Annotated in this window: 19 protein-coding genes and 3 pseudogenes; 7 read left to right on the forward strand and 15 right to left on the reverse strand. The window is 57.6% G+C overall.

What is annotated here, in order from left to right; genetic code table 11:
* Window positions 1–39: 39 nt before the first annotated feature.
* Window positions 40–795 (reverse strand): annotated as a pseudogene (locus AC1RQP_RS23930) (IS110 family RNA-guided transposase); the annotation flags it as partial.
* A gap of 216 nt (window positions 796–1,011) precedes the next feature.
* Window positions 1,012–1,287, reverse strand: a pseudogene (locus AC1RQP_RS23935) (transposase); the annotation flags it as partial.
* Between the two features lie 39 nt (window positions 1,288–1,326).
* Here AC1RQP_RS23935 and AC1RQP_RS23940 point away from each other — a divergent pair.
* Window positions 1,327–2,185: pseudogene (locus AC1RQP_RS23940) on the forward strand (IS5 family transposase); the annotation flags it as partial.
* A 227-nt stretch (window positions 2,186–2,412) separates the two neighbouring features.
* Here the strand turns inward: AC1RQP_RS23940 and AC1RQP_RS23945 are convergent.
* Genes AC1RQP_RS23945 through AC1RQP_RS23955 form a run of 3 tightly spaced genes read right to left on the reverse strand, consistent with a single transcriptional unit; the run spans window position 2,413 to window position 5,611 of the window.
* Entirely contained in the window at window positions 2,413–3,276 is an 864-nt protein-coding gene (locus AC1RQP_RS23945) for a hypothetical protein (RefSeq protein ID WP_492938748.1), read from the reverse strand.
* A gap of 11 nt (window positions 3,277–3,287) precedes the next feature.
* Window positions 3,288–4,619: a hypothetical protein gene (locus AC1RQP_RS23950; RefSeq protein ID WP_492938749.1), complete on the reverse strand. Its 1,332-nt coding sequence runs from the start codon at window positions 4,617–4,619 to the stop codon at window positions 3,288–3,290.
* Window positions 4,620–4,627: 8 nt separating this feature from the next.
* Entirely contained in the window at window positions 4,628–5,611 is a 984-nt protein-coding gene (locus AC1RQP_RS23955; RefSeq protein ID WP_492938750.1) for an NAD-dependent epimerase/dehydratase family protein, read from the reverse strand.
* Between the two features lie 593 nt (window positions 5,612–6,204).
* On the opposite strand from AC1RQP_RS23955, the gene AC1RQP_RS23960 reads away from it, so the two are divergent.
* A complete protein-coding gene (locus AC1RQP_RS23960) occupies window positions 6,205–7,185 on the forward strand; it encodes an ABC transporter substrate-binding protein (protein ID WP_492938751.1) in 981 nt (326 codons plus the stop codon).
* 81 nt (window positions 7,186–7,266) lie between these two features.
* Here AC1RQP_RS23960 and AC1RQP_RS23965 read toward each other — a convergent pair whose 3' ends face one another.
* The 6 genes from AC1RQP_RS23965 to AC1RQP_RS23990 form a co-directional block, all read right to left on the reverse strand.
* The gene (locus AC1RQP_RS23965; protein ID WP_492938752.1) at window positions 7,267–7,938 is read right to left on the reverse strand and encodes a hypothetical protein; all 672 of its coding nucleotides are present in this window, start codon (window positions 7,936–7,938) and stop codon (window positions 7,267–7,269) included.
* A 92-nt stretch (window positions 7,939–8,030) separates the two neighbouring features.
* Window positions 8,031–10,400, reverse strand: coding sequence for a polysaccharide biosynthesis tyrosine autokinase (locus AC1RQP_RS23970; protein ID WP_492938753.1), 2,370 nt, complete (start codon window positions 10,398–10,400; stop codon window positions 8,031–8,033).
* A gap of 76 nt (window positions 10,401–10,476) precedes the next feature.
* Window positions 10,477–11,124, reverse strand: a complete 648-nt coding sequence (locus AC1RQP_RS23975) for a hypothetical protein (protein WP_492938754.1) — start codon at window positions 11,122–11,124, stop codon at window positions 10,477–10,479.
* A 181-nt stretch (window positions 11,125–11,305) separates the two neighbouring features.
* The gene (locus AC1RQP_RS23980; protein WP_492938755.1) at window positions 11,306–12,721 is read right to left on the reverse strand and encodes an O-antigen ligase family protein; all 1,416 of its coding nucleotides are present in this window, start codon (window positions 12,719–12,721) and stop codon (window positions 11,306–11,308) included.
* Entirely contained in the window at window positions 12,721–13,758 is a 1,038-nt protein-coding gene (locus tag AC1RQP_RS23985) for a polysaccharide biosynthesis/export family protein (protein WP_492938756.1), read from the reverse strand. Before AC1RQP_RS23985 ends, AC1RQP_RS23980 begins: the two co-directional genes overlap by 1 nt.
* Before the next feature lie 291 nt (window positions 13,759–14,049).
* Window positions 14,050–15,582: an undecaprenyl-phosphate glucose phosphotransferase gene (locus AC1RQP_RS23990; protein ID WP_492938757.1), complete on the reverse strand. Its 1,533-nt coding sequence runs from the start codon at window positions 15,580–15,582 to the stop codon at window positions 14,050–14,052.
* Between the two features lie 190 nt (window positions 15,583–15,772).
* Here AC1RQP_RS23990 and AC1RQP_RS23995 point away from each other — a divergent pair, with 190 nt between their 5' ends.
* The 3 genes from AC1RQP_RS23995 (at window position 15,773) to AC1RQP_RS24005 (ending at window position 18,204) form a co-directional block, all read left to right on the forward strand.
* Window positions 15,773–16,375, forward strand: a complete 603-nt coding sequence (locus tag AC1RQP_RS23995) for a hypothetical protein (RefSeq protein ID WP_492938758.1) — start codon at window positions 15,773–15,775, stop codon at window positions 16,373–16,375.
* A gap of 74 nt (window positions 16,376–16,449) precedes the next feature.
* Window positions 16,450–16,758 (forward strand): hypothetical protein, encoded by a 309-nt coding sequence (locus AC1RQP_RS24000; protein ID WP_492938759.1) that lies wholly within the window; start codon window positions 16,450–16,452, stop codon window positions 16,756–16,758.
* 153 nt (window positions 16,759–16,911) lie between these two features.
* A complete protein-coding gene (locus tag AC1RQP_RS24005) occupies window positions 16,912–18,204 on the forward strand; it encodes a hypothetical protein (RefSeq protein ID WP_492938760.1) in 1,293 nt (430 codons plus the stop codon).
* Here the strand turns inward: AC1RQP_RS24005 and AC1RQP_RS24010 are convergent.
* Complete coding sequence (locus tag AC1RQP_RS24010) at window positions 18,201–18,719, reverse strand: transglutaminase-like cysteine peptidase (RefSeq protein WP_492938761.1); 519 nt, start codon at window positions 18,717–18,719, stop codon at window positions 18,201–18,203. The two genes, AC1RQP_RS24005 and AC1RQP_RS24010, sit on opposite strands and share 4 nt — an antisense overlap.
* 262 nt (window positions 18,720–18,981) lie before the next feature.
* Between AC1RQP_RS24010 and AC1RQP_RS24015 the strand changes: the two genes are divergently transcribed.
* Together AC1RQP_RS24015 and AC1RQP_RS24020 are read left to right on the forward strand one after the other, a co-directional pair.
* On the forward strand, window positions 18,982–19,719 hold the full coding sequence (locus AC1RQP_RS24015; protein ID WP_492939260.1) for a metallophosphoesterase family protein: 738 nt from the start codon (window positions 18,982–18,984) through the stop codon (window positions 19,717–19,719).
* Window positions 19,720–19,930: 211 nt separating this feature from the next.
* Window positions 19,931–20,392, forward strand: a complete 462-nt coding sequence (locus AC1RQP_RS24020) for a hypothetical protein (RefSeq protein ID WP_492938762.1) — start codon at window positions 19,931–19,933, stop codon at window positions 20,390–20,392.
* 1,342 nt (window positions 20,393–21,734) lie between these two features.
* Here AC1RQP_RS24020 and AC1RQP_RS24025 read toward each other — a convergent pair.
* The 3 genes from AC1RQP_RS24025 to AC1RQP_RS24035 all read right to left on the reverse strand — a co-directional run bounded on the left by AC1RQP_RS24025 (window position 21,735) and on the right by AC1RQP_RS24035 (window position 23,027).
* Window positions 21,735–22,157 carry a hypothetical protein gene (locus AC1RQP_RS24025; protein WP_492938763.1) on the reverse strand — a complete coding sequence of 141 codons (423 nt, stop codon included), beginning with the start codon at window positions 22,155–22,157 and terminating at the stop codon, window positions 21,735–21,737.
* A 51-nt stretch (window positions 22,158–22,208) separates the two neighbouring features.
* Window positions 22,209–22,487, reverse strand: coding sequence for a hypothetical protein (locus AC1RQP_RS24030; protein WP_492938764.1), 279 nt, complete (start codon window positions 22,485–22,487; stop codon window positions 22,209–22,211).
* 384 nt (window positions 22,488–22,871) lie between these two features.
* Window positions 22,872–23,027, reverse strand: a complete 156-nt coding sequence (locus AC1RQP_RS24035; RefSeq protein WP_492938765.1) for a hypothetical protein — start codon at window positions 23,025–23,027, stop codon at window positions 22,872–22,874.
* Between the last annotated feature and the right edge of the window lie 187 nt (window positions 23,028–23,214).

Raw genomic sequence — 23,214 nt, forward strand, 5'->3', positions numbered from 1 at the left:
TCCGAACCTGATCACGATCAGTGGAATCCGTGATCACCATCGCCTGGAACACCTGATCACCATCCCTGGAATACGCACCTGGTAGACGTCGTAGAGTTCCAGCGATTGGGTCAGGGCGAAGACATGTTCATGTCGGTTGTTGCCCACCAGTGCGGCGCGGATCGTCTCTATGGAAGAATGGCAGCGTGCATCCCGGTAGGTCGCCAACACGTCGGGATTGCGTTCGCCCGCAACAATAGCTCGGATGATCCGCATGCCAGTCGCACCCGTGATATCCGAGACCACGTGATGGAGCTGCAGGTTCATCTCCATCAGGGCCTTCTGCATATGCTGGATATGGGCAGCGGCATATTCCACCAACCGCTCCCGCTGGCGCAAATAGGCGCGCAGGGTTGCAATCTCGGCATCAGGTCGGAAGCTGCCGCGTAACAGGCCATAGGAATGAAGCTGGCGCAACCATGCGGCATCGCTGACATCGCTTTTGCGCCCGGGCACGTTCTTTGCGTAGCGAGCGTTGACCAGAATGACCTCAAACCCGCGCTGCTCCAGAATCTCGTAAACCGGGATCCAATAGATCCCGGTGGATTCCATCGCGACACTCGTCACGCCGCAGGCCTTGAACCAGTCTGCCAGATGATGCAGGTCTTCTGTGAATGTGCCGAACGTGCGCACCGGCATATCAGTGCAGGCTGGGTTCACCGCAGCCATGTGCATCTTTGATCCGATGTCGGTGGCGGCCGCGCCGACATTGACCGGCTTCAGCTCCGGGCGGTCACCAGTCGTCCTCTTGGGCATAAGTAGGTCCTCCATTTAATGATGGGCAGGAGGGTCTGGGTTATGCCAATCGTCATCTTCCTAATCGGGATCGCCGCCGGAGCAGCGTCACCACTCCCAAGTCCGCATGCACCCATGGACCACGTTTTTTAACGGGGATTCTGCCTCCAATAAGCTGACGGCCGCTACCCTCCCAGCCAAGAAGATAGCACAAGGCTGTTTCTACCCCGCGCAGGCGCGCCACAACGCTGGACAGTTTTTTAGGATGTCCCGCTCCGCCTTCAGCTTGGCGACCTCGCGCCGCAGCCGCTCGATTTCCAATTGCTCAGGCTTCATCTGCCCGTGGCCGGGGAAAGCCTGCACAGGGTCGGAGCCGAACTCCTTCACCCATTTGCGCAGCACGTTCTCATGGACGCCCAGGTCGCGGCCGGCTTGCGCCACCGACACCCCGCGTTCCCTGACCAGCTTGACCGCCTCAATCTTGAACTCGCGACTGAACTTCCGTCTCTGCATCTCTCACCTCCGGCTTCATGAAACACCTAATCTTGGTGTCCATCAAACCGGCAGCAGCTCAACCGGGCGCGCGAGAAACTGGTGCGGCTGGCGAAGCTTCACGGGCTGGCTTTGCGCCAGTCCTATGCGCGGGTAGGCAAGCTCGCCCTGATCCAGCATCAGCGCTATGCCCAAGCAGTTCAAGCGCGCCAACCGGAAGCTCAAGACGCTGCGGACCTATCTCGGCCGCGTGATCCGCGACATTGGCCGCAAGATCGAGGGCAACAGCGAGCTCGAGGCGGCGTTTGCAAAGCTGCTGCCGCTGGCGCGGCGCGCGCGCGAGCAGCAGCAGCGTCAACGCGGGCCCAAGGTCTATTCCCTGCACGCGCCGGAGGTCGAATGCATCGGCAAAGGCAAGGCCCACCGGCCCTACGAGTTTGGCGTCAAAGTCTCCGTTGCCGCCACGGTCAGCCGCGCCCAGGATGGCCAGTTCGTCACCCATGTGAAGGCGCTGCCCGGCAATCCCTATGACGGTCACACGCTGGCCACCGTGATCCCGGACATGGAGGCGCTGATCGGCAACACCATCGCACGCATCCTCGCCGACAAGGGATGCCGCGGCCACAACGCGCCGTCCGATCACACGCTCAGGGTCTTCATCTCCGGCCAGAAGCGAGGCGTGACGCCCAAGATGAAGCGCGAACCGCGCCGCAGGGCCGCCGTCGAACCCGTCATCGGCCATCTCAAGGCTGAGCACCGCATGGGCCGCAATTATCTCTGGTTCCGCCACGGCGACGCCGCCAACGCCGTCCTTGCCGCCGCCGGCTACAACTTCCGCCGCCTCATCCGCTGGCTCAGCCCGTTGCTGCGCCAAATCCTCTCTGCCCTCACTGCCGCGGTTCAGACCGTTCCGGCCTGAAACCAGAGTTCTTCACGGAAGACCAGATTGCATGCTCGCCCGAAATTGCCTTCTTGTGGCCGCCCATCTCGGCAGCCTCAACGCTGCCGGTCTCCTCGACACGCTTGCGAAGATCAAGAGAGCAAAGTTTGCCTATCCCATGCTACCCCCTGCCCAGCCAGCACGGTGAATCAGAAACAAGCCGATTTGGGAATCCCAACTCGATTTAACTTAACCCCATCCCCGCTTTAGAGCTTCTCCAGCCCTTTGGGTGTAAGTGGGGCTCGGACCGAGCGGCCAGATTCCCGGAGAACTGGTATCTCATAATCCCTGAGCTTGTTAGGACCGGCCAGATGAATGATGGAAATCGGCTCATGTGGCGCCGCCGGATCGCACAGCATCCTTCGCGCAGGATCCCACACAGGCGTGCTCAGGGTACAAATCCAGTTAAATCGAGCCGACACCAGAGCAACCTCCCGACTATCGAGCCGTAACGCGGCCTGAAAAGCATGCTGATCAAGATTCAGCTTGCTCGTTCGGTCGATAGCGTCTTGATAGCGTAGTATCCAGTTGTCCCACTGTGGTGACGCCGCGCTTAACGCAACGATCCCGATGTTGACTGAGGTCGCCAAACCAAGTCGCAGACCGGTGATGGGACCATACGCAGCGACCATATTTCCAACCCACCACTTCTTTTCAGAAAACGTCGCGCGATATCCAGCCCCGTTCTCGGCAGCGACAGCAACGCCGCGCGAGCGCGCGCCTTCAAGGTAAACTTCAAGGAAATCGCTCGTCTGCGCCCAGGCATCCCCGTCAAACCATAGATAGATCTGATACCCTGGAAAGTAGTCCCGAAGCGCGGTGCGCGCCACGAGCCCCAGCAGCTTCTCCGAACGCAGCTCGACAGGAATGCGCATGGACCATTGCGGAACCACCACCGCATAGCCCTGAGTTCTGAACCAGGCCGCTTGCTTTGGTGTAAACCCGTGATCAATGATCCCGATTGCTATCTTTGCTCCCAAGCAAGAAGCCTCAAAGCTGCGAAGCGCCGTCTGCACAAAGGGAAAGAAGTTTGAATCGCCGCCGGTAACGAGAATGGCATCGTTTGACATGGGAAGTGATCTCAAGAAGAAGCCGTGGACTGGAACGGATGTTGGACAGGTTCCGGCTCGTCCTGGTGCGCGGCCTGCAAATGAAGATGGGGCCAAAGCGCTACGACGACGAACAACACCGCCATGAAATCCGGAGAAAGAAGCTGCCCCCCGGAGCCAATCCAAGCGTAAAGCAACGCTACCTTGAATTCCGCGGAAACCCAGCTGCTCCACAGCGACCAAACGACCAGCAGGAGAATCGAAAGTGCGCCCAGTACGCCATATTCGTAGGTGCTCTTCGCCCACGTAGGATCATGGCTCCCCCCGGGTGAGGCAAATGTGAGCGCCACGGCGGTGATCGAACCGGGGCCATGGCCGATCATCCCTGCCCAGGGAGGATAGTCAAAATCCCGAACCAACAAGATATAGGGCGCAACGAAGCGCGCATAAGCGCTGGTCCCCGGCGTTTGGAATTCAGCCACGCGATTCGTAAAGATGGACAGATCAAGCACTTCGCTGAGGACAAGATACACAACCGTAAAGGCCGTGCCCAAGCCAACCGCGCGAACGAGCGAGTTCGCGCGAACCGGGAAAAACAGACCGAACAGCAGGATGATGATGCCCGTCCCCGACAACGAGACCAGCATCCCGCCCGCGAGCATCGCGAGGCGCATCGGCCGCTTGTAGTGAAAGTACTCCAGCAACAGGGCGATAGCGCACAGCATCGACATGAAGGACGGCTCACGCAGGAAGAAGCCGTTGGACTTCTTGAGCCCTCCGGCTGCTTCGATAACCGTGTTGTAAACGCCACTCGCCTTGATCGGATCCGGAATCAACTTGTACGATGCGAAGAGCCAATCGCCATGGATCGCGATCTGAGCAACGAATTGTACGCAACCGACCACGGCGACGAACGTCGCATAATCGCAGAACTTCTCAATGGCAAACGGTCGCCAATTCTCGTTTGTTTGCGGTGTGGCGACGAACGCAAGCGGAAAATAGATCACAGCCAATAGGAAGAATGATGGCGCCGACGGTCCACCATTGGCACGCAAGCTGACCACTCCGAAAAAAACGACGGAACTGTAAAGCAGAACCCTCGGAAAACTGGGCCTGAACAAGCCGAAAGAAAGGCCCAGGACGAGAACCAAGTAGATCGCGATGAGACTGAAATTGAGTGAATACGATCCGAAATTGAGCCCGAACTGCGGGAAGATGAAAATCGTCGAGACGAGGATGGAAATCGAAGAGCGAAAAAGAAACTCCGGAACGGAGCGATTGGACGTCGCGACTGCCGCGTCAAGACGATGCCTCTCGCGGTCCCGCTGAAGCTCCAGCATTTGATCTGAGACACGAGACTGCATGACTGGCCTCAGTCAAAATCCTTCGCTGAAGAACTCTGCTTCCAGTCGCGCAGCGACGATACGAGATCGAACCTGTATTCAAAATTGCGCTCGATCAATTGCCGAGGAACGACATTGGTGGAAAATCGAAGCTTCTTTAACCGTTCGCGGTTGATGCCGGTCCGAAGACCAATGATCTGCAGCATCTCGAACGGGAGCGCCGCGGCGTTCATGAGCCAAACAGGGCAATTCAATCTTGGAATGCCATACCCTGCCGCTTCGGAGAACGCCTTGCAGATATCACTGATCGAGTAGCGTTCCTTGTGACAGAAATTATAGATGAGCGTTCCGTCGTTTCGGCCGGCCATATAAAGCATGGATAGAATGAGGTCCTTGACGTACCCACATGATTTGATCGTGTCGGTTCGCCCCGGGTAGACGAAGATCCCCCGCGACAGCAGCCGCGACAGTCGCGTGAAGTTGCCCTTCTCAGACAGACCATAGATGACTGCGGGCCGCACGATAGTGAGCCGCCTGCTGGTGTCTTCGCTTTGCCAGAGCTTCTGTATTTCTTCAGCGGCGAGCTTTGACCGCCCATAGGCGCTGACGGGATCCGGTTCGAAATTCTCGTCGATGGCATTCTCGTTCGGTCCATAAATCGAGATTGAACTGGTAAAAATGATGGTCTTGCAACCAATCTCCCGTGCGAAATTGCACACGCGAACCGCGCCCATCACGTTCGTGTCGAAATATTCCCAATCCTCATGCCCTGGCGTCGTGTGAACCGCCGCGAAGTTGAAGATATCGATCTCTGCGCCCGGAGTCGCAAGCTGGACGGGCACCTGCTGCCGCACATCCAGATGCACATACTCGGCACCTCGACTCGCAAATCGCGGCTCGGCGATATCAACGCTGACGATCCTCGTGTAGTGCTTCGCATCGACAAGAGCCTGGATGAGGTGCGAGCCGATGAAGCCCGCCCCACCAAACACAATAGCTTCACGCTGAGGCATTCAGACAAACCTACCCATCACCCGTTGCATCTAAAAGTGGATTTCCTTATACCTACCACGTAATTTGACCGGCCGAACAGTGCGGTAAGGACATTCCAACGATGTTGGCAAGGCTTTCTTGGCTTTTGGCGCGTCGTTTTCTCATTGTCGCTTTTTTGACATCGTCGACACTGTCGAGCCACGCGCAGCTCTCGAGCCTGACACCGACCACGGCCCCGATCGTTGGTGGAACCAGAGGGATGCCCGCCCCCCCAGCCAATCCCTTCACTCTGCCTAGTGGAAATTACATCTCGATCCACAAGAGTGCCCAAGGTACGCCCTGCATCCGGATCTCGGCGATATCCCGCACGCAAGCCGCAAACCCTCAAATTATCGATCAGATGGTTACCGCGGTTAACTCTTGCCCCAAAACGATCAAGCTTCAGGTCTGCTACTTTAAGTCGACAGATTGTATTCTTATGGTAGTGAATGGCCTGTCGTCCCTCCAGCGGACTTTGGGAATCACTGCGGGCGTTACCGATTTTCGCTACGAGTACCGGGAACTGGGCTCATAGCAATTGGCTGCAGATATCGTGCCAAACAGGGCTTCAACGATGGCCAAAGCTCTGGTTTGGCTTGGCCTGTGTTTTGGGTTCTTTCTGAGATCCGACATAGCCCATGCAGAAGCCCTGCTTCGACTGCAGTTTTGCTTAGGTCAGCCTTTGGGCATGAGTGAGGCTGGCGCGATCATCGCGCTACGGCGAGGATATTTCACCGAGGCTGGATTAACTGTCGAGTTCACACCGGAGGTCGCCAAAGATCGATTGGCAGACCTCAACAACCGGCCCATCGGTTCGATTGGCGTTGCGAATGTATTCGACTTTCTTCGCGCGCGCGCCGACGGGCAGAGAATTGTCGCATTTGCGGCGGCCTACATTCGCAATCCAATCGTTCTATACGTCCGTCGCGACTCGATGATTCGGTCTGTGGCCGACATTAGGGGCAAGTCCATAGCGTATGATCGCGGCACGCCCACCGCGATCCTATTCGACGCGCTATTGGCGAAGAACAATCTATCCCAGTCGAGTTTGAAGCTGGTGCCGAATGGAGCCACCGTTCAAGCGCTGCAGGTAGGGCAAATCGATGTCTTGCTTGGCGAGATTGGAAGAGAATCTCATCAGCTGGATCAGTCGAAGCTCCTCTTCGATCAATTGAGTCCCTCTTCGTTTGGCCTCCACCTCCCGGGCACGGTCTTCTTCACGACAGAAGAAACCCTGCGTGCTCGCCCCGACGCACCGCGCAGGTTCTTGTTCGCGTTGGGGCGGGGGTGGGATCGAATCTACCGGAAGGCACCTGAAGACATCGCGGAACTCGCGGACGGCCTCGGCCTTGAGCCACGCGTTGTCAGCACGATATTGGACGAACAACGGGCCTTTCTCAGGCCATCCGGCATTCGTCCCTTCGAGCTGGACATGTTCTACATGAAGTCGGCCGCATCGTTGCTTGTCCAGCAACGCCTTATCAAAGCCGCCCCGAACCTAGCTGTGGCGTTCGATCTTGATGCCGTAAAGGACGCATCCAAGCAGCGTTGGTAGCTAAGCCGCAACTGCTGCGCCATCGCGACGCGATGCCGGCGCGTCAGGCCGATGCACGCTCAGGCCGAGAGCCCCGCGTCTCTATTTCCAGGGCCGCTGCTCGAACGGCGCAAGTCCCGGGATTTCGAGATAGCTGCCCTTGCTGCGCGCGTATTTGGCAAACTCGTATCGCTTCAGCTCCGGCACTTCGGCGAGAACTGCAAGCAGTTCGTCCTGCCTCGCCCATCCAGCTCCCGTCAGATTTGCATACGCCTCAACATAAAAACTTGAGCGAACAAGAGCCGCAAACTCCTGCTTTACGCGGCTTGCGATGTCCGGCGGCAGTCGATCAAGGACAGCGAGAGCAAGGCCGTTCCGTTTGACGGCGACCCATCCTTCGTACAGCCCGGTATCGTACGACATGCGAAGAAAATCGACCGCCCTTTGACCAAAGCCGTGCCGATTGACTTCCATCCAGTAGTTAAGCAACCAGAGAAATGACAGCGCGGGATTACAGGAGAGCGCCTCCGTTACACTCTGCTGAAGCGCCACAAGTCCAGTCGACACACCTTCCCTGTTAGCGGCGGTCACCGCAGCCTCATAGAGACGGAGCCGGACTATAGCTTCGGCGTTGAGCTTCGATGCTTCGCAGTACTCACGGGAAGAAAGCGAGGAGATGAGCAATCGATCAAGGTAGCCGGTATCGAATGTACGACCGTCAATGATTGCGGCAGCCGCACGCTGCACTGCATAGCGCTTGGCAAAAATCGGCAAGAAGGTAGCGCCCCAAACGACACTGCTCACCCCAATGCAAAGCAACCAGGCAGGCGCCAATATCTTGTGAAGCCCAGGCATATGCCCGCAGACTAGGAAGTGTAGCCATAACGATGGTAGTGGCGATTGTAATAGTAGTCACCCTCGCCGGCTCCGTAGCGCGCCATCGTCTTGATATCGACCTTGTTGAGTACGACTCCGATTAGCTTGTGCTGGAATACCGGCATCTCAGCCATGGCCCGCTCGACGACATCAACCTTGGTGCGAGCCCATTCGATGACGAGAACGTAGGAGTCGACCAGCTTCCCGGTGCCTCGAACGTCGACGATGGGTGCGACAGGCGAGAGATCGAGTACGATGCGATCGTAGCGCTTGCGCAAAACCTCGAACAACCGCTCCATGGCCTCGGAAAGCAAGATGTCGCTGGTATGGGCAAGCTTGCTTTCGACCACCGTCGGAAGGAAATCGAGACCTGTGGCAGCGTCCGACAGGATGACGTCGTCCAATGACGCCGACCCGAGGATGACCTCCAGAAGGCCAGTTCGCGCATCAGGTGCAAGCAGATTCGTAAGAGAAGGATTGCGCAAGTCGCCGTCGACGAGCAGCGTTTTGACGCCACTCTTGGCCAGCATTGCAGCCAGGGCAGAGCTAATCGTCGTCTTCCCCTCATGAGGCAACGTCGACGTTAGTCCAATAACCTTTTGCGAGGCACTGTCGAGCGAGCTAAGTTCGACGGCCATTCGGATCGAACGGATAGACTCAGCGGCTCGCGAAAACGGCTCATTGACGATCACGTCCATCAAGCTACCGCGAGACGTAATCTCCCATTTGGGCTGAGCCGTTTGGCCGACTGAAGCCGTAGCTCTCCGTTCGGGTCCCGAGGCTTTTTCGCGCGACAGCAACTTATTGATGGAGCCTAGAAGCGTTCCACCAAACTGTGGGCTCGAGAGCTCGGATTGGCTTGTGCCTCCTACCTTGGGAACAATGGAGATGCAAGGAACACCCAGCTTGTTTTCAACCTGGTTGGTCGTACGAAACACTCGATCGGAGAGATCCCGCAGTGCCGCGAGCCCGAAGCCAAAGAGGCTGCCTCCGAACATACAAATGGCCGCCACGATCCAAGTCTTCGGCCAGCTCTTGCCCAATGCCGGCGTCGCCTGCGTGATAACCCGGGCCTCGGTCATCGGGAACGACTGCTGTTGCACCGAGACCATATAGAGCTGCAGGAAATTGTCGGCTAGGGCTCGCGCGCTTTGCGCATTGGCTTCAAGATCCCGCAACACGATCTGAGCTTGATTGAGTTCGTTCGCCTGGCTGATTGTCCTTCCGAGGCTGTCGCGAACGGACTGCTCCCTTGCCTTGGCGATCTCCAGATCACTCCGATACGATTCAGCGATGCGTCCCAATTCATCCCGAATCGAGCGACGAATTTCGCGCATCTGATTCTGTAGGTTTACAACCGCGAGATGCTGGGCACCATACTTCTGCGACCAATTGGATTCCCGCGCAGCAAGGTCAAGATACTGGGAGCGCAGCTTGTTGATAACATCATTGCGCAATGTGTCAGCGACCGTAGCAACATCGCTGACCAGCGCATCCTCCTTACTGTTGCTGAGAATGTCGTGAATGCGATCAAACCGCGCCTGGGCCTCGGCGGTGGTGGCACGAGACACGGTCAGCGAGCTGTTCACCTCAGACAGCTGCTGCTCGTTGAGCAGCCGGCCACCCGCGTCAACGATATTGTTCTTCTGCTTGAATTCCACAACGGCGCGGTCGGCAGCGGACGCCTGTTCGCGCAGCTCGTTGAGGCGGTCCTGAAGCCATGTCGCCGCCCGCTTTGTCGCCTGGTACTTGGCCTCGAGAGAATCGACGATATAGGCTTCCGCAACAGCGTTAGCGACCTGTGCTGCGAGCGCAGGATCCTCCGATTGGTACGTGATCTCGATGACATAACTAAGCATCCGGCGCTTGATCGCGAGCATGCTTTGGAAGCGCCCCAGAGCGGCCTGCGTCAACCGGAAGTCACTCTGGGCGTCGCTATCATTACCGAACGAGAATAGATTCAAGATCGGCGCAAGAAAGCCGGGACGGCCGACGAATTCCGGCTTGTCCTTCAGTCGAAGATCCTTGATGACAGCAAGAGCGATGCTCTGCGACTTCATGATCTCGACTTGACTATCGACCATCGACGAGTCGATGGGCGTGTCGCTACCCATCGGATTTTGCTGTTGGAGCAGCTGAGTTTTACGACTGTCGATAACCAGCTCTGCCGTGCTGGTGTATCGTTTCGGCGTTGTGAGCAGATAGACTGCTCCAAACCCGCAGAATATCAGACCGACAAATATGATCAGGACATACTGTCGCCGACAGATAGCCAAAGCCCAAGAGAGCATCTCTTGAATAGGCTCGGCATTCACCCCGGTAGTTGCAAGGCGCTGAGATAGCTGTGGTCGCTGAAGCATGCAATCCGTATTGGTTGGTCGACTGGGTCGCGTCAGCAGGACCTCCGAGCGATCCTGCATAGCCCAGTGTCAGTCCTCAGGGGCTAACACTGGTCGTCGCGGTAGCGACGAACGAACTAGCACTGGCCGAGGACGTCCCCCCTGTAAAGTAGTTCGTCGACGAGGTCAGCGTGCTGTTCGAACTGAACAGAGCCAGTCCCGTACCGAATGAGCCTCCGGCCTGCAAGCTTCCACCGGTTGCGCCACCCGACGCGCCACCCGACACACCGCCGCCGCCGGCCACACTCCGGATCGGACTGCCGGTCGCCGCCGCATATGCATTTTTCGCCTCATCCGATGGCGTCGCCGAGAGTTGGGTCTGGATATCGACCGCGAAGGTCGGATCCGGACGTATGCACAGCCCTGCCGCTTGGCCGAGGCCGGTACCGATAGCTTGCTGCTGCGCCGAATTTGCGGTCGAAAGAAGCGCAATAACGAGCGGCAGTGTGGCAGGATTCGACGCGACCAGATCCCGAACCTGGGATATCAGCCCCGCTCCACCGTCGGTATTTTTCGGATCTTGGATTAATTGCCGAGAGTTGCGCATAAATTCATCGACAGTTGCCGCAGGCAACTGCTGATCAGGCCCATAGCATGCTGCATTTGCCCGATCGTGAGTTCCAATCAGAAGCGCCACGCTCAAAACACCGCAAAACAACATCCGAGAACGATTTCCTAAGAACATTTCCTGCTTCCAATGAACGCCGAGTACGGTGCCGTTTCTAGCGCAAAATCAACCCAATAGAAACCCTGATGTCGGTAACAGTTAATTGGCGCAGCCCAGGCGGCCGCGACGGCGCGCGCCAATTCCCCGGGCAAAGCCTGCTCCAGAGCCAATTTCTCTCTCTGCGGAATACCGGGCCGACCTAGGCACGAGGCCGGCTTTGCGCACGCCGGTTCAGGGGGGATCTGCTGCCCTGCGATCGACCGTTCGGCTCCTGGTCTGCACATTGCGCCAAGCCGACCCCGACCACCCCCAGGACGACAATAGTAAGCCCCGGGATCTGCAGGGAGAAGTCGATGAGCGAGTGAGTCACCGCGAGCGCGAGGACCGCAACTGCGGAAAGCGGGAAAATCCGCCCCTCGCGCCGGCGAAGAATTCCGTTTATCAGTCGGATAAAGACCAGCCCGACCATAGTGATTACGAGTACAGCGAAGGGAATGCCTTGCTCCGCGGCAAGCTCAAGGGGGGTACTGTGCGCTCGATCCCAGATCCCGAACGAAGAGATGTCAACCGGGCGGTAGGACGGAAAAATAGAGGGAAATGTACCCAGGCCGGTCCCCCACCAAGGGTGCTCGGCAATCAGCCGCAGGACCGATCGGTAGACGGACGCTCGTGCGCTATCAACCAGCCCCTCGGCAGCAACACGTCCGGCGATTCCGGTCCCCACGACCGCCATGACAGCCGCCAACAGAACCATCCCGCCGACCAAGGGATACCATGACGAACGCTCGGTTCTCCAAAGGGCCCATACCAGAATACCGACACTTATCAAGGTAAACAGGAGCGAACCAGCGCGTGAACCGGTCATTAGCGTGGCAGACAACAGCACGATGAACGCACTGAAGTTAAGCGTGGCCAGGTTCGAACCGCCGCGTTGAAGGAGCTCAACGAGCTGATATCGCCGCACGCGAAAGGTTGGACCGGAAATTCCGTACAACAAACGCAGAAGCCAAAGAACGGCACACGCGCCAAAATAGACCGCGGCCGAATTGCGATTGATGAACGTTCCGGTCAGAACCGAACGATACGCGACCTTTTCGCGCCACAACACGGCTGTTGGATCCGCGACGAAGCTGACAATCGCATAGACGGCATAGATCGCCCCCGACCAGGCCACAACGGACAACAACCATCTGGCCGAAGCACGTTTTTCGCCGAGCAGAAATCCGCAAGAGAGAGCCAGGACAGCCACGATCTGCGGCCCGGCTGAGTAGAACGGTTGATCACGGACGACCGCTATGCGCGGCGCGAGAGGCATATCGAGAAGGTCCGAAGCCCGCGACCAGATACGATCCCCAAAATGCTCCGCGAGCGGATCTGACGATGTCGTCTGCGCAAAGAGCAGCCCCGCCCAAAAGATCGCGACGATCGAACCGAGTACGACAAATGTGATCTGCGCCCGCGTCGGAGAGGCGGGAATGGAAAGCACCAATATCCCACCCAGCACAACAGCCCAGGCAGCCACGACGATCTCGTCGGTCGAGCCAAATGGCAACGGAGCCAAAGCGATGGCGCCGCCGAACAAGTAAAGTGCAATTCGCTTCCGAATTGCATCCATTACTGGCGCGAGTTGATTCTCAGGATCTGAACGTTGTTGGCGGCCACAGTCGCGTCGTTTGCAGTTGCGATGACAACCCGTACGTACTGCATGAATTTCGCGCTATCAACAGTCGCGGCATTGGCGGCAAAGACCACGTCCTTGTCACGCATCTGGAACTGATTGGCGAGGAAGTAGCCCGCTGGATCGCGAAAATCGACGTTGTAGATCACTGGAACAGTGGGCTCGACGAACTTCGAACAATCCACGCCGAGCCTTTCAGCCAGCTCCCGCGGCTCGCGCCGGTAGAGATAGATGCCCGACGGCTCCGCCTGCGCATCCAAAAGACCTCCCGCCTTCGCGACAGCCTGGGCCAGGTTGATCTTCCACATATCGAAGGTGAATTGACCTTGGCTTCCAGCCGCTCCAAACGCGAGGAAAACCTGCGGCTCTCGATAGACGTAGATCGTGTCGTCCGGGTGGACCCACACGTTGTTGGCAGGCTGATACACGAGAGCGCCGAACGGTACGGTCGCACGCTTGCCGCGACGCTCAAGCGTCACCCAGGTCTCGTAACCCTGCCCCTTCGGGCCGCCCGCACGAGTGATCGCATCGAGCACGCGCTCTCCCGCGGACAAGGCCGGGAGTCGGGCAGGCGCGTTGACCTCACCCAACACCGTTATCAACGAAGTGTTCTGCGTGGCGAGAGACACAACGACCTGCGGCTCGATCGCACGGTTGCCGATCGCCCGAATGATCTCTTGCTGAATTTCGGCCGGCGTGCGCCCAGCGGCCTGGATGGCGCCAGCGTATGGGACGGTGATCTTCCCGTCCGTATCAACATTCTGGTTAGGCAGCTGGACGAAGTTGCCGGGTCTCACGCCCGCTTCGGCGGGGATAAACAGACCACCCGCAGCGGCTTCGAAGATCGAGACCGCCACAACGTCGCCAATACCGAACTTGATCTTGGGCGGAGGACGGTTATCCGGGAACGACGCAGCAAGCGCACCTGGGCCGTACTCTTTAACGATGTTAACGACTTGCGGGGTGAGCTTCACCAGACCGTAGTCAGGCCCCGACCGTGTGATCTCACTCTTGATAACGTGGTCCTCTGGACCCGACATCGGCATAATCGAGCAGCCTGCCGAGCTAAGCAAGACAGCCGCAAGCGCCCCGACTAGGAGGATTATCCGCCCCAACACACCAACATCCCCAATGACCTGAAACCAAAAATCTGCGAATTCCCAAGATGAGTCAATCAGTAGGACCTTCTTGAGATCGCTGCAGCGACAATAACTTGAGGGATGTTGCGTTGCGGATACAGCGCGCCGGGCGCCGGCTAAGATTCTTCAATAGGCGTTCTTACGACCGGTAACTTCAAGGCAGGTCATCAGCAGAATCCTAAGATCCAGAACCAAGCTCCAATGGTTGATATACCAAAGGTCGCAGTCGATCCGGCCCTTCATTTGCTCAACTTGCACTGTCTCACCCCGAAAGCCCTTGACCTGCGCCCAGCCCGTAATACCCGGCTTGACGTGGTGCCGGAACGCATAGTCCGACAACAGCTGGCCATAATGACTATCGTGGGCCAGCGCATGCGGTCGCGGGCCGACCAGCGACATGTCGCCAAGCAAGACGTTAATCAACTGCGGGACTTCGTCGATGCTGGTCCGGCGAAGCAGCCTTCCAACACGAGTCACACGGGGATCGAAGCGCTTGGCCTGAACTACGGTTGCACCGTCTTCCATGACGCTCATGGACCGAAACTTGAATATATGGAACTGCTTCGCGTTGAAGCCATTTCGCCGCTGCCTGAAAAAGATAGGCCCCGCAGAATCCAGCTTGATCATAACAGCGCTGCAAACGATGAGCGGCGCCAGTAAAACGAGCCCAACCGAAGCCCCGATAATATCGACCAAGCGCTTCGACACCTGCTCCGTTCGCGACAAAGGCCCACGCTGAATTTCGACCGAGAGCCCCTTCCGAAGCGTGAAAGCGGGATTTCCGGCAAGCGAGCGGATACGGCGATCCGGCAGGAGGCGGGCCGGAAGGGGCGAGACCCTCAAACCGTCACGGACGAGCTCGACCTTGCGCGTATCGTTCCATGGGAACGCCAAAACGATCTCTTCAGCTCCGTGAATGCGCGCCGATTCGATGGCATGCTCCAGCGCAGCCGATTCGCCGCCGCTCATCGCAAAACCACCCTTGCCGGCCGGAAACACCACCCGCTCTACTTCAGTTACACCGTATTTCTCAAGCAGTTCTTCTAGGCTGAGAGAGGCCAACTCCTCGCTCATGCCCAACAGAACGGCTCGCCTTCCGATGACCTGCCCCTCGGCGACCACCGCGTGAACGAAACGCCGCGAGATTCGTCGCCCCACCAACAGCAGCAGCGGGGTCAGCACCCCGAAACAGACAACCGAGCCGCGCGAATAAACCGCACCGCTTTTCATCAAGAACGCAAGGGCGGTAAGCAGGAGGCAGACAAGGGCCCATTGCGCGACGATGCGCCCGGCATCCCGACGCCTTCTCGCGAAGATCACGCGAAGATCGTACCGCCCCGTTGCATGACCAATCAACACGTAAAGCAGCGCCGCGACAGGCCCAGCTCCCACGATCGGTTCGATGTGGTCGAGCGTTCCATTCGCAGCAATTTGATAAAGGCCGGTGCCAATCACGCTCGCCAGCATGATCGTGATCGCATCGAATGTCGCAATCAGATGACCCAATGCGGCGTAGGGAACCTTGACGCTGACGCGCCGCTTCGAACGGCCCGGCTGATCAACAGTCCTATCCTGCTCCAGATCAGCCCCGGTCGAATTGTGGCGGTATTCAGAGACATCGACCTCCGAGGAAGCCGGCATCGAGGTCTGAGGGACCAAAATCACCTCCTAAAATTCGGACACGCGACTTAACCCACCATTCAGCCTAGACAATCACTGCTTATGCCGCATTGCAATAAAATAATGCGCTGCATTAAATCAAATTTGAAAGAACTCGCCGGTGATGCCCGATCTTTGGTCAACAAGTCAAGTCACGTTAGAAATCTGGACCGTTAAACGAAAGTCTCTGATGACGAAACTCGGCCTCTCAAGCGCGATCGCGATATTGGCCTTTGCTTGGATAATTTCGGCCGAAGCGGAGCAAAACAGCTCCGGCCGGCCGGTTTGCTCACTCCCGAATCAGCGCGAATGCGATACGCAACTCTTGGAACAAGTTGGCAAAGGTAGCAGCATTACCCAATTGGGCGGCGGGTGGCAGCTTGTAAAAACAAGAAATCCTTCTGGGGGAGCGGATGCCGTCTCGATCATGCATGTGGCCGATACGAGAAGATCCGACCCCGGTCTTGCGGGACTTAGTTTTTCATGCCAGCGCGACGGGACTATCGGCCTCGCTTTGATATTACTGCACCCGATGTCTCGTGACTCTCGAGCACGCGTTCGCCTAGAACCGAATGTGGGTCCCGCGTCGGAAGTTGATGCCTCGGTCGATCCGGCCGGAAGATCTCTGCTGCTGCCGCTGTCTGCTCAAGACGTTGCAACGAAGAATTGGCAACAAGCTACGGAGATCCATGTTGAGATCGGGAACAAGGAATCCTCCATACGCGGAACGATTCCAGTCGAAGGATATCCTGCCGCTCTACGACTTCTGAATTCGAGCTGTCCGAGGCGTTAGATATTGAAACTGTTAAGGAACCGAATTGACGGATCCTTAGCACGAAAGGGGGATGGTAGCGCCGGAGGCAAAAAATGATCCCGGCGGCGATATTTCTGTTTCTCACTGGTGCGGTGTTGGCTTGGCGCTTTCGCGTCTGGATTCTAGTGCCGCTCTGCCTGCTGACCATTGTTTGTACCGTGCTTCTTCAGCTCTGGCTCGATCTTGATGCTCTGACCGCCTGCGGCAACGGCACTCTGCTTAGCGCCGCGCTGCAGATTGGCTACGGCTTTGGTGCAGTCGCGCGCGGCGCCCTTTCGGTACGCTTCAAAGAACGTTCACCATCCCGGAAATCGTCAGTATCTTCCCTATATGAGCAAAGTTCGATCGAGAGGCCTCGTTGAGGCTGGGCGCTCAGTCAAGGTGACCATGCTCGTGCCGACAAGTGTTGGCGAAGCCAGGCTCACGTGCAATAGTCGAGGTAAAAGTATCGTCCTTGCGACGCGCTGATTGGGCAAGCAATCGCTTCCCAAACCTCTCAATCTTCAGTTGCCCACTTGCAGATCGCTTATTATTTTCTGATCTCTCTCTTCGTTGCGACTATGGCTGGACCGCTCCTTCCGGAAAGCCTCGTCCAACATGCGGTCTTCATTATCTGCGCCCTTTTGCTCGCCGTTTCGGCAACCGCCGCGTCGGCCACAGAGCTCTCTGACGCAACATTGAGCATGAGACGATGCGTCGCAGCGACGCTTGCGCCGATCGCCTGGATGTTGATGCAACTTGTACCGATCCCTTTCGCCAGGCTCGAAAATCCTATCTGGTCCAGCACTGCTCTCGCATTGAATGAGCCGTCGCTGCTGGGTCGAGTGAGCGTCAACGCAGGAAGCACTGTAAATGCTCTCGTCTGGTATTTGGCGATTTTATCCCTTGCGCTTTCGACTGTGATCCTCACAAAGGACCGCCGTAGAGCCGAAATTCTACTCCTTGTGCTTACCACAGTTGCGACCCTTTGGACGCTGGCGGATTTGCTGGTCCGCCTCTCAATCATACCTGCTCTTCGGTTTCTCGACGCTCACCCATTCGTCGGCCCGATCTCGGCAATCGGCAACGTTGCGATCATCATCATGACCGACGAACGACAGGCAAGACGTGCCAATAAATCACCCGCGTCAGCCTTTGCGCGCGTTAGCTTGGCTTTCCTGGGCATCGCGACCGCATCGTCCTTCCTGTTCGTTCGCGGAAACATTCAAGTGCTGGCGCTTATCGGCCTCGGCTTCGCCGTTCTGGCATTCATTGCGATCGCTCGCAGAGTAGAGCTTACTCCGTGGGTGTCGGCAGCCGTCATCACGGTCCTCGCGACGATCGTTGGCTGGTCAGCCCTGTCAATCATGAATCCATCTTTTTCGCTGAACGCTCTCAGCGCCACTCAATCCACTGCGCCGGACTCAATTGCGCTTACCCAACGCGCAATGGCAGGGTCCTCCTGGCTTGGAGGAGGCGTTGGAACGTTCGATCAGCTTGCTCGCATATATCTGGGCTTTGGCGAAACGCGGGCGCCGCCCCTCCCCTCGACCGCAACATTAATAGTCATCGAATGGGGCCGGCTTGCGCTCCCCATTCTTTTGATTTGTGCTCTGCAAATTCTCTTCGTTCTGATACGCGGCGCTGTCGCTCGAGGGCGCGACTCGTTCTTCTCGTCATGTGCCGCGGCGATCGTGGCGACAGCGATTGCGGAAGCATTCATCGACCGCAGCCTTTTGGATCCATTAACCCAGATCTTACTCGCAGGAACGGTCGGCTTTGGCATTTCGCAAAGCGTCGGCAAGGACCGCCGCCTAACCGAACCTTAGACTTTGGTGCCACCGATCGTCGCCCACAACCGCGAGTTTGGCATCTGCATGCGCACCCAGCGATACGGAGCCCGCGACCAGGGCTTGATCTGTGAGGTCAGATTGTCGAGCACCAAATCTCCGTCGCGGGTCCGCACAACGAGGACGAGATGATGTTCGCCCGAATTGACAATGACCTCGCTCAGCAGCAACACCCGTGAGGGCCAGCCGCGCGCCAGCAGCTCATGCCTTTTGCTTACCGCATAGTCATTGCAATCACCCCGAGCCGGATTGATCAACCACTTTTCGCCGGCGAGCCCGAGATCATTTGGCTCGGGGGCGATGGAGAGGTTTACGATCCGGTTAACCTCTTTGAGGTCAGCCAGCTTTTCGCTGGTTAGGCGAACCAGACCGCCGCGAAAAATCGGCTTCGATCGGCACTCATCGGCATATCGCTGACAAAACTGCGTGTAAGCCATCGGCGGAAGAGCCGGCGCCTCCGTCTTGATCCGTTGGATCGACGATTGCAAGTTCATGGGCAGCCCCACAAAGCCCGCCCAAGCCGGTTGGCATGCACCGACCACAGCTGCAATTCCTGCAGCGACCAACGTCCATTTATTGCACATTAGTTGCTCCTCGTAGCGTTATTGGCTAGGAGGCTACGGGTCAGCGCTTTAAATACTGCGCCGCTCCACGCATTCTATTTATTAAAGTGCCGGATATAGTCTTCTGGTTACATTTACCGAACCATCGTCGACCATTCGAGGCTCAACGATCTGACACAAACATCGGTCCATGATGAGATTGTCGCGCTTGAGGGCTAAACCGGCTAAACCGAAATTACCGGAGGGCATCCGGATCTACGCGCTGAGCGACATTCATGGATGCGCGGACAAGCTCGAACAGATGTTCGCTGTCATTGATCGGGATCTAGCGAACGTCGGCTCGCGCCGCGCGATCCACGTGTTCCTCGGAGATTACATCGATAGAGGCCCGGACTCGAAGCGTACAATTGACCTCTTGATCAATCGGGGCCTGAGGCATGAATCTGTTTTCTTGAAAGGCAATCACGAGGCATTTCTACTCAGCTTGCTCGATAATCCCAGCCAGTTTCAGGCTTGGCGGCAATTTGGAGCCCTGCCAACATTGACTTCCTACGGGCTAAGACCGTCGCTCAATCCCGATCCCCTTGAGCAAGCGGAATTGATCGAACAATTGAAGCTTGCATTGCCAGCGTACCAGCTAAGGTTCCTGAAGGGTCTTAGGGCGCGTTTCGTTTGTGGGGATTTCTTCTTTGTGCACGCAGGTGTACGACCGGGTGTGCCGCTAGCCAAGCAAGACGAACAAGACATGCTCTGGATCCGGGAAGAGTTTCTCGCGAGCAATGAATATTTTGGGAAGTATATCGTTCACGGCCACACCCCGGTTCAGAAGCCGGATATACGTCCCAATCGGATAAATATTGACACCGGCGCCTATGCGACCGGGAATTTGACTTTGCTGACCATCCAGAACGCCAGTATGCTTGCCTTATGATACGGGTTACCCGCGAATGACGTCACCAGTCCGCGTTCGTGTCATTTTGCTGGCGCTTGCCCTGGTCAGCGGTGGCTATGGTCTTGCTTCGGCAATTGCAACGCAGGGCTGGGAACCGCGATCGCAATTCCAAGGCGATTTCGGTGAGCTCCCCGCGAAGGGGGGGCAGAGGTCCGGATGGGACATAGCGTCCCCCTGGCTTAGGTCCGACTTGGCAAGCAGCAGTACATTCAACGACGCGCTGCAGGCCCTCGGGCGCAGTGGAGGTGGGGCCGATCTTGAGGGCGAGCACGCCCGGTCGCGCCTCAGACAGCTACTTTCGACGGCACCTTACAACGCCGAGCTATGGCTCGCACTTGCTTTGCTCGAGGATCGCCGTGACCGGGGCGGCCCAGCCTCGCTCAATGCCCTGAAGATGTCTTACCTCACTGCGCCAACCGCGGTAGAGCTCATGTCCGTGAGACTGGATACCGCCACTCTGTCCGACGCGACTATTGACACTGAGCTTGCCGAGCTGGTTCGTGGCGACGTGCGCATGATATTGACGCGCCGGGCCTATAATAAGCCTGCGATCCTGCAGGCCTATCGGCGCGCATCAAGGCAGGGCAAGAGTTTTCTCGAGCAAACCGTTCGAGAAATCGATCCGACCTTCGCGCCCAGCCTGGGCGGATAGGCCCGGAATATGCGGCTGGCGCCGCGCTTGCCATTTGCGACGCAACGCTTAAGATCGGGACCGAATGGGGAATCTATCGCATGCGGTTTCTTTTGGCGTTTTTGGTGGTTGGCGCAGGCTTGGCCGCGCCTGTCTCACAGTCTATAGCCGCGGACTATGCCGTCCCACCAGTCGCCGCCCGGCATGCAACCAGCATCCCATACATTGATCGCGGCCCTAACCCTTATTGCGGACCACGCTGCGGTTGTCCGATCGTGGTCAAAGTTCGACACCGCTCGCTTGAGCAAGGTTACTCTTCCGCGTTCGACCCCCGGACACGCGGAGAACCCAACTATTATTACGGTCGGGTTCGTACTTACGCGCGTTACGCGCACCCGGCTTTTCCCGAGCACGCTCTCCAATACTGAAGGCCGAAGGATCCAACCGTCTTGAGTTTGTAAACCGGCTTGGACAATCTCGGCAGCCACAGCAAAGCTCGGCAGCCACAGCAAAGCGGTTCGACAACTCATCCGTTCGGTCGGCACCAAACCTTTCTTCCTGTCAAATAGGTCCCCTGACCCGAATCCCATCGAACAGGTCTTTGCTCAGGCACCCGCTCCGCAAAGCGGCCGCGCGAACCGTTGACACCGTCTGCGCCGCGGTCGGCCATCAACTCGATGCCCTCACTCCCGAGGAATGCGCCACCTACCTCAAAAATTCAGACTACCGATCGAGACCCGGCTCAGTTCGATCTGCTGCAAAACGCTGCAGCCGGGCCTGTCGGCATCGTCTTGGCTCAAATTGTGCTCGCCTTCTTGCCAAGACCGCATCCCTAGGCCAAATCATCAGAGGGACTGCAAGGTCCCGATGGGCAGATTTCTACTGCGACACAGACTTGCGGCTGCCGGCTGCTTTCAAGGATTTGGACTCATGACAAGCAAAACTTGTATTCTCCTGGCCGTAGCTTTGTTGATCGGCCAATCCATGCCGGTTGCAGCTCAAGGTACATCCTCGAACGGGATCCGCAGTGGCAACTCACGCACTGCCGCGTCCGGCTCGAGTACAACACCCGCGGGATCGGGCACCTTTTCGACGCCGGCTTCGCGGAATTTAGGGACCGGTCAGGGTCGGACTGAGGGCGCTATGGGTCTCTCACCCCAATTGCAGCGCGAGATGGGAATAAGCCACCAGCGATAATGAATGTCCGGTATTTTTTGCGCTCGCGCGCTACACCAGAACTATACGCGCAGCCGCCACTCGGCAGGCGAGACCGTTGATAGACAAGAGATTGTCTGTCGCGAGCCGTCACACGGACTTGCGGACGATCGTGAGCTTTCTGTCTTGATTGTAAGCCGCAGGCTCCTCAGTTCGTCGGGCTTGCCAGCGGCCGGTATTCGGGGAAGCGGCTCAGCACCGCCGCCTTCAAGAACTTGAAATGGGCGATCGAGGCGTCAAGCTCCTTGAGCCTGCGCTGGCCGTTCAGGATCTCCTTGTCGAACAAATCCTGGTGATGATTATCGAGCGCCTCACGCTCGAGATATTCGTCGTCGCCGTTGCCGAAGGTCACGGCCGCGCGTGCCAGCACGTCCTCGACCCGGCGATTGAGCCCCGACTGCTCACGCTCCGCAGCCTGCAGGGCCTCGTCGACCGCGATCATGATCGCTTCGATACGCGTGCGATCGGTTTCGGCGTCACGCTCCAGCGAGCGAGCGCGAAACGTCTGTTCTCCTCCGAAGCGATCCTTCAGGAAGTTGTGGGTACGAGCCCGCAGGAAGAGCTGAAACATGCGTGCATTTTCCGGTTCGAAGCGCCAAACCGGAAAATGGCTCCAGGATGGTTAAAAAAGCTTGAATTCCTCAGGTCGCTCCGCGCGACTTTGCGCAATCCAGGCCTTCCAGGCGCCCTGATGTTTCTCATAGAGCTCCAGCCGCCGCAGCCCGCCAGCTTCCGGCCACACATTACAGCCACCGGCTGCGACCTGGTCCCGACCCGGCGCCTGCTCGCTATCGAGCCGCTCGAACTCGAAAGTCTCCTCGGGCGTAAGTCCGATCAGAACGCGACGCCCAGCCCCATCGACGAAATACCGCCGCGGCGCGTTGTTGGTCAGGCAACTCATGGCGTCTCCGCGGAAACGCATGATGATTCGTCCCTTGCCACGCGGGTCGCGAGTTGTAATTCCTCAAAATGCACGCTGCACCCTCGCCAATGATTCTGCCGAAAGGCGGTGGGACCGCAGGGACGGTGAAACGAAAGACGTTCCGCGCGCTCGCGAGATCGCCGCGCGCGCATTGCATAGCCAGCACCGAAGCCGGCTAAGCGCGAAACCAGGATCGCAACCACCATCATTTAGGGAATCGCTCCAGTTACCGAGAGTCTTGCTTCGTCACCTAACATTCTCATCTTCGAGTTGTGTCGAGATCATGATGAGCCCCGCTTATTTTCGCATCATGCCAGGGATTTTTTGGGCGGCAAAGTGCGCGCCAAATAGTCGGTTCTAGCGTTAACTGAAGAACCAGAGAAACAATTTCACCAACAACAGCGTGATGAAGTAAACCCAGCCCCCCATGGCAACCAGCGTAACGCCGAAGAAAGCGCCTTCGAATGCTCGTTCTCTGATCTTCGTGAGAGGAAGTGCCGCTCGCGCTTTCTGAAGCATCTCGGTCTTCTCAGTTCGTTGATTTCGACTTGTTGCTTTGCCGTTTTGTGTACGACCATAGCCGGACAAATTCGTCGATCTCGTGACAAGGGAGCTCCTTTAAGTCTTGTCGAGATCACTATTGATCTTTGATGTGAACGCGATTGATCAAGCCAGATTAATGGCCGCTACGCACCGGCACTCGTCA

Source organism: Bradyrhizobium sp. GW821-FHT13H06 (assembly GCF_058803975.1).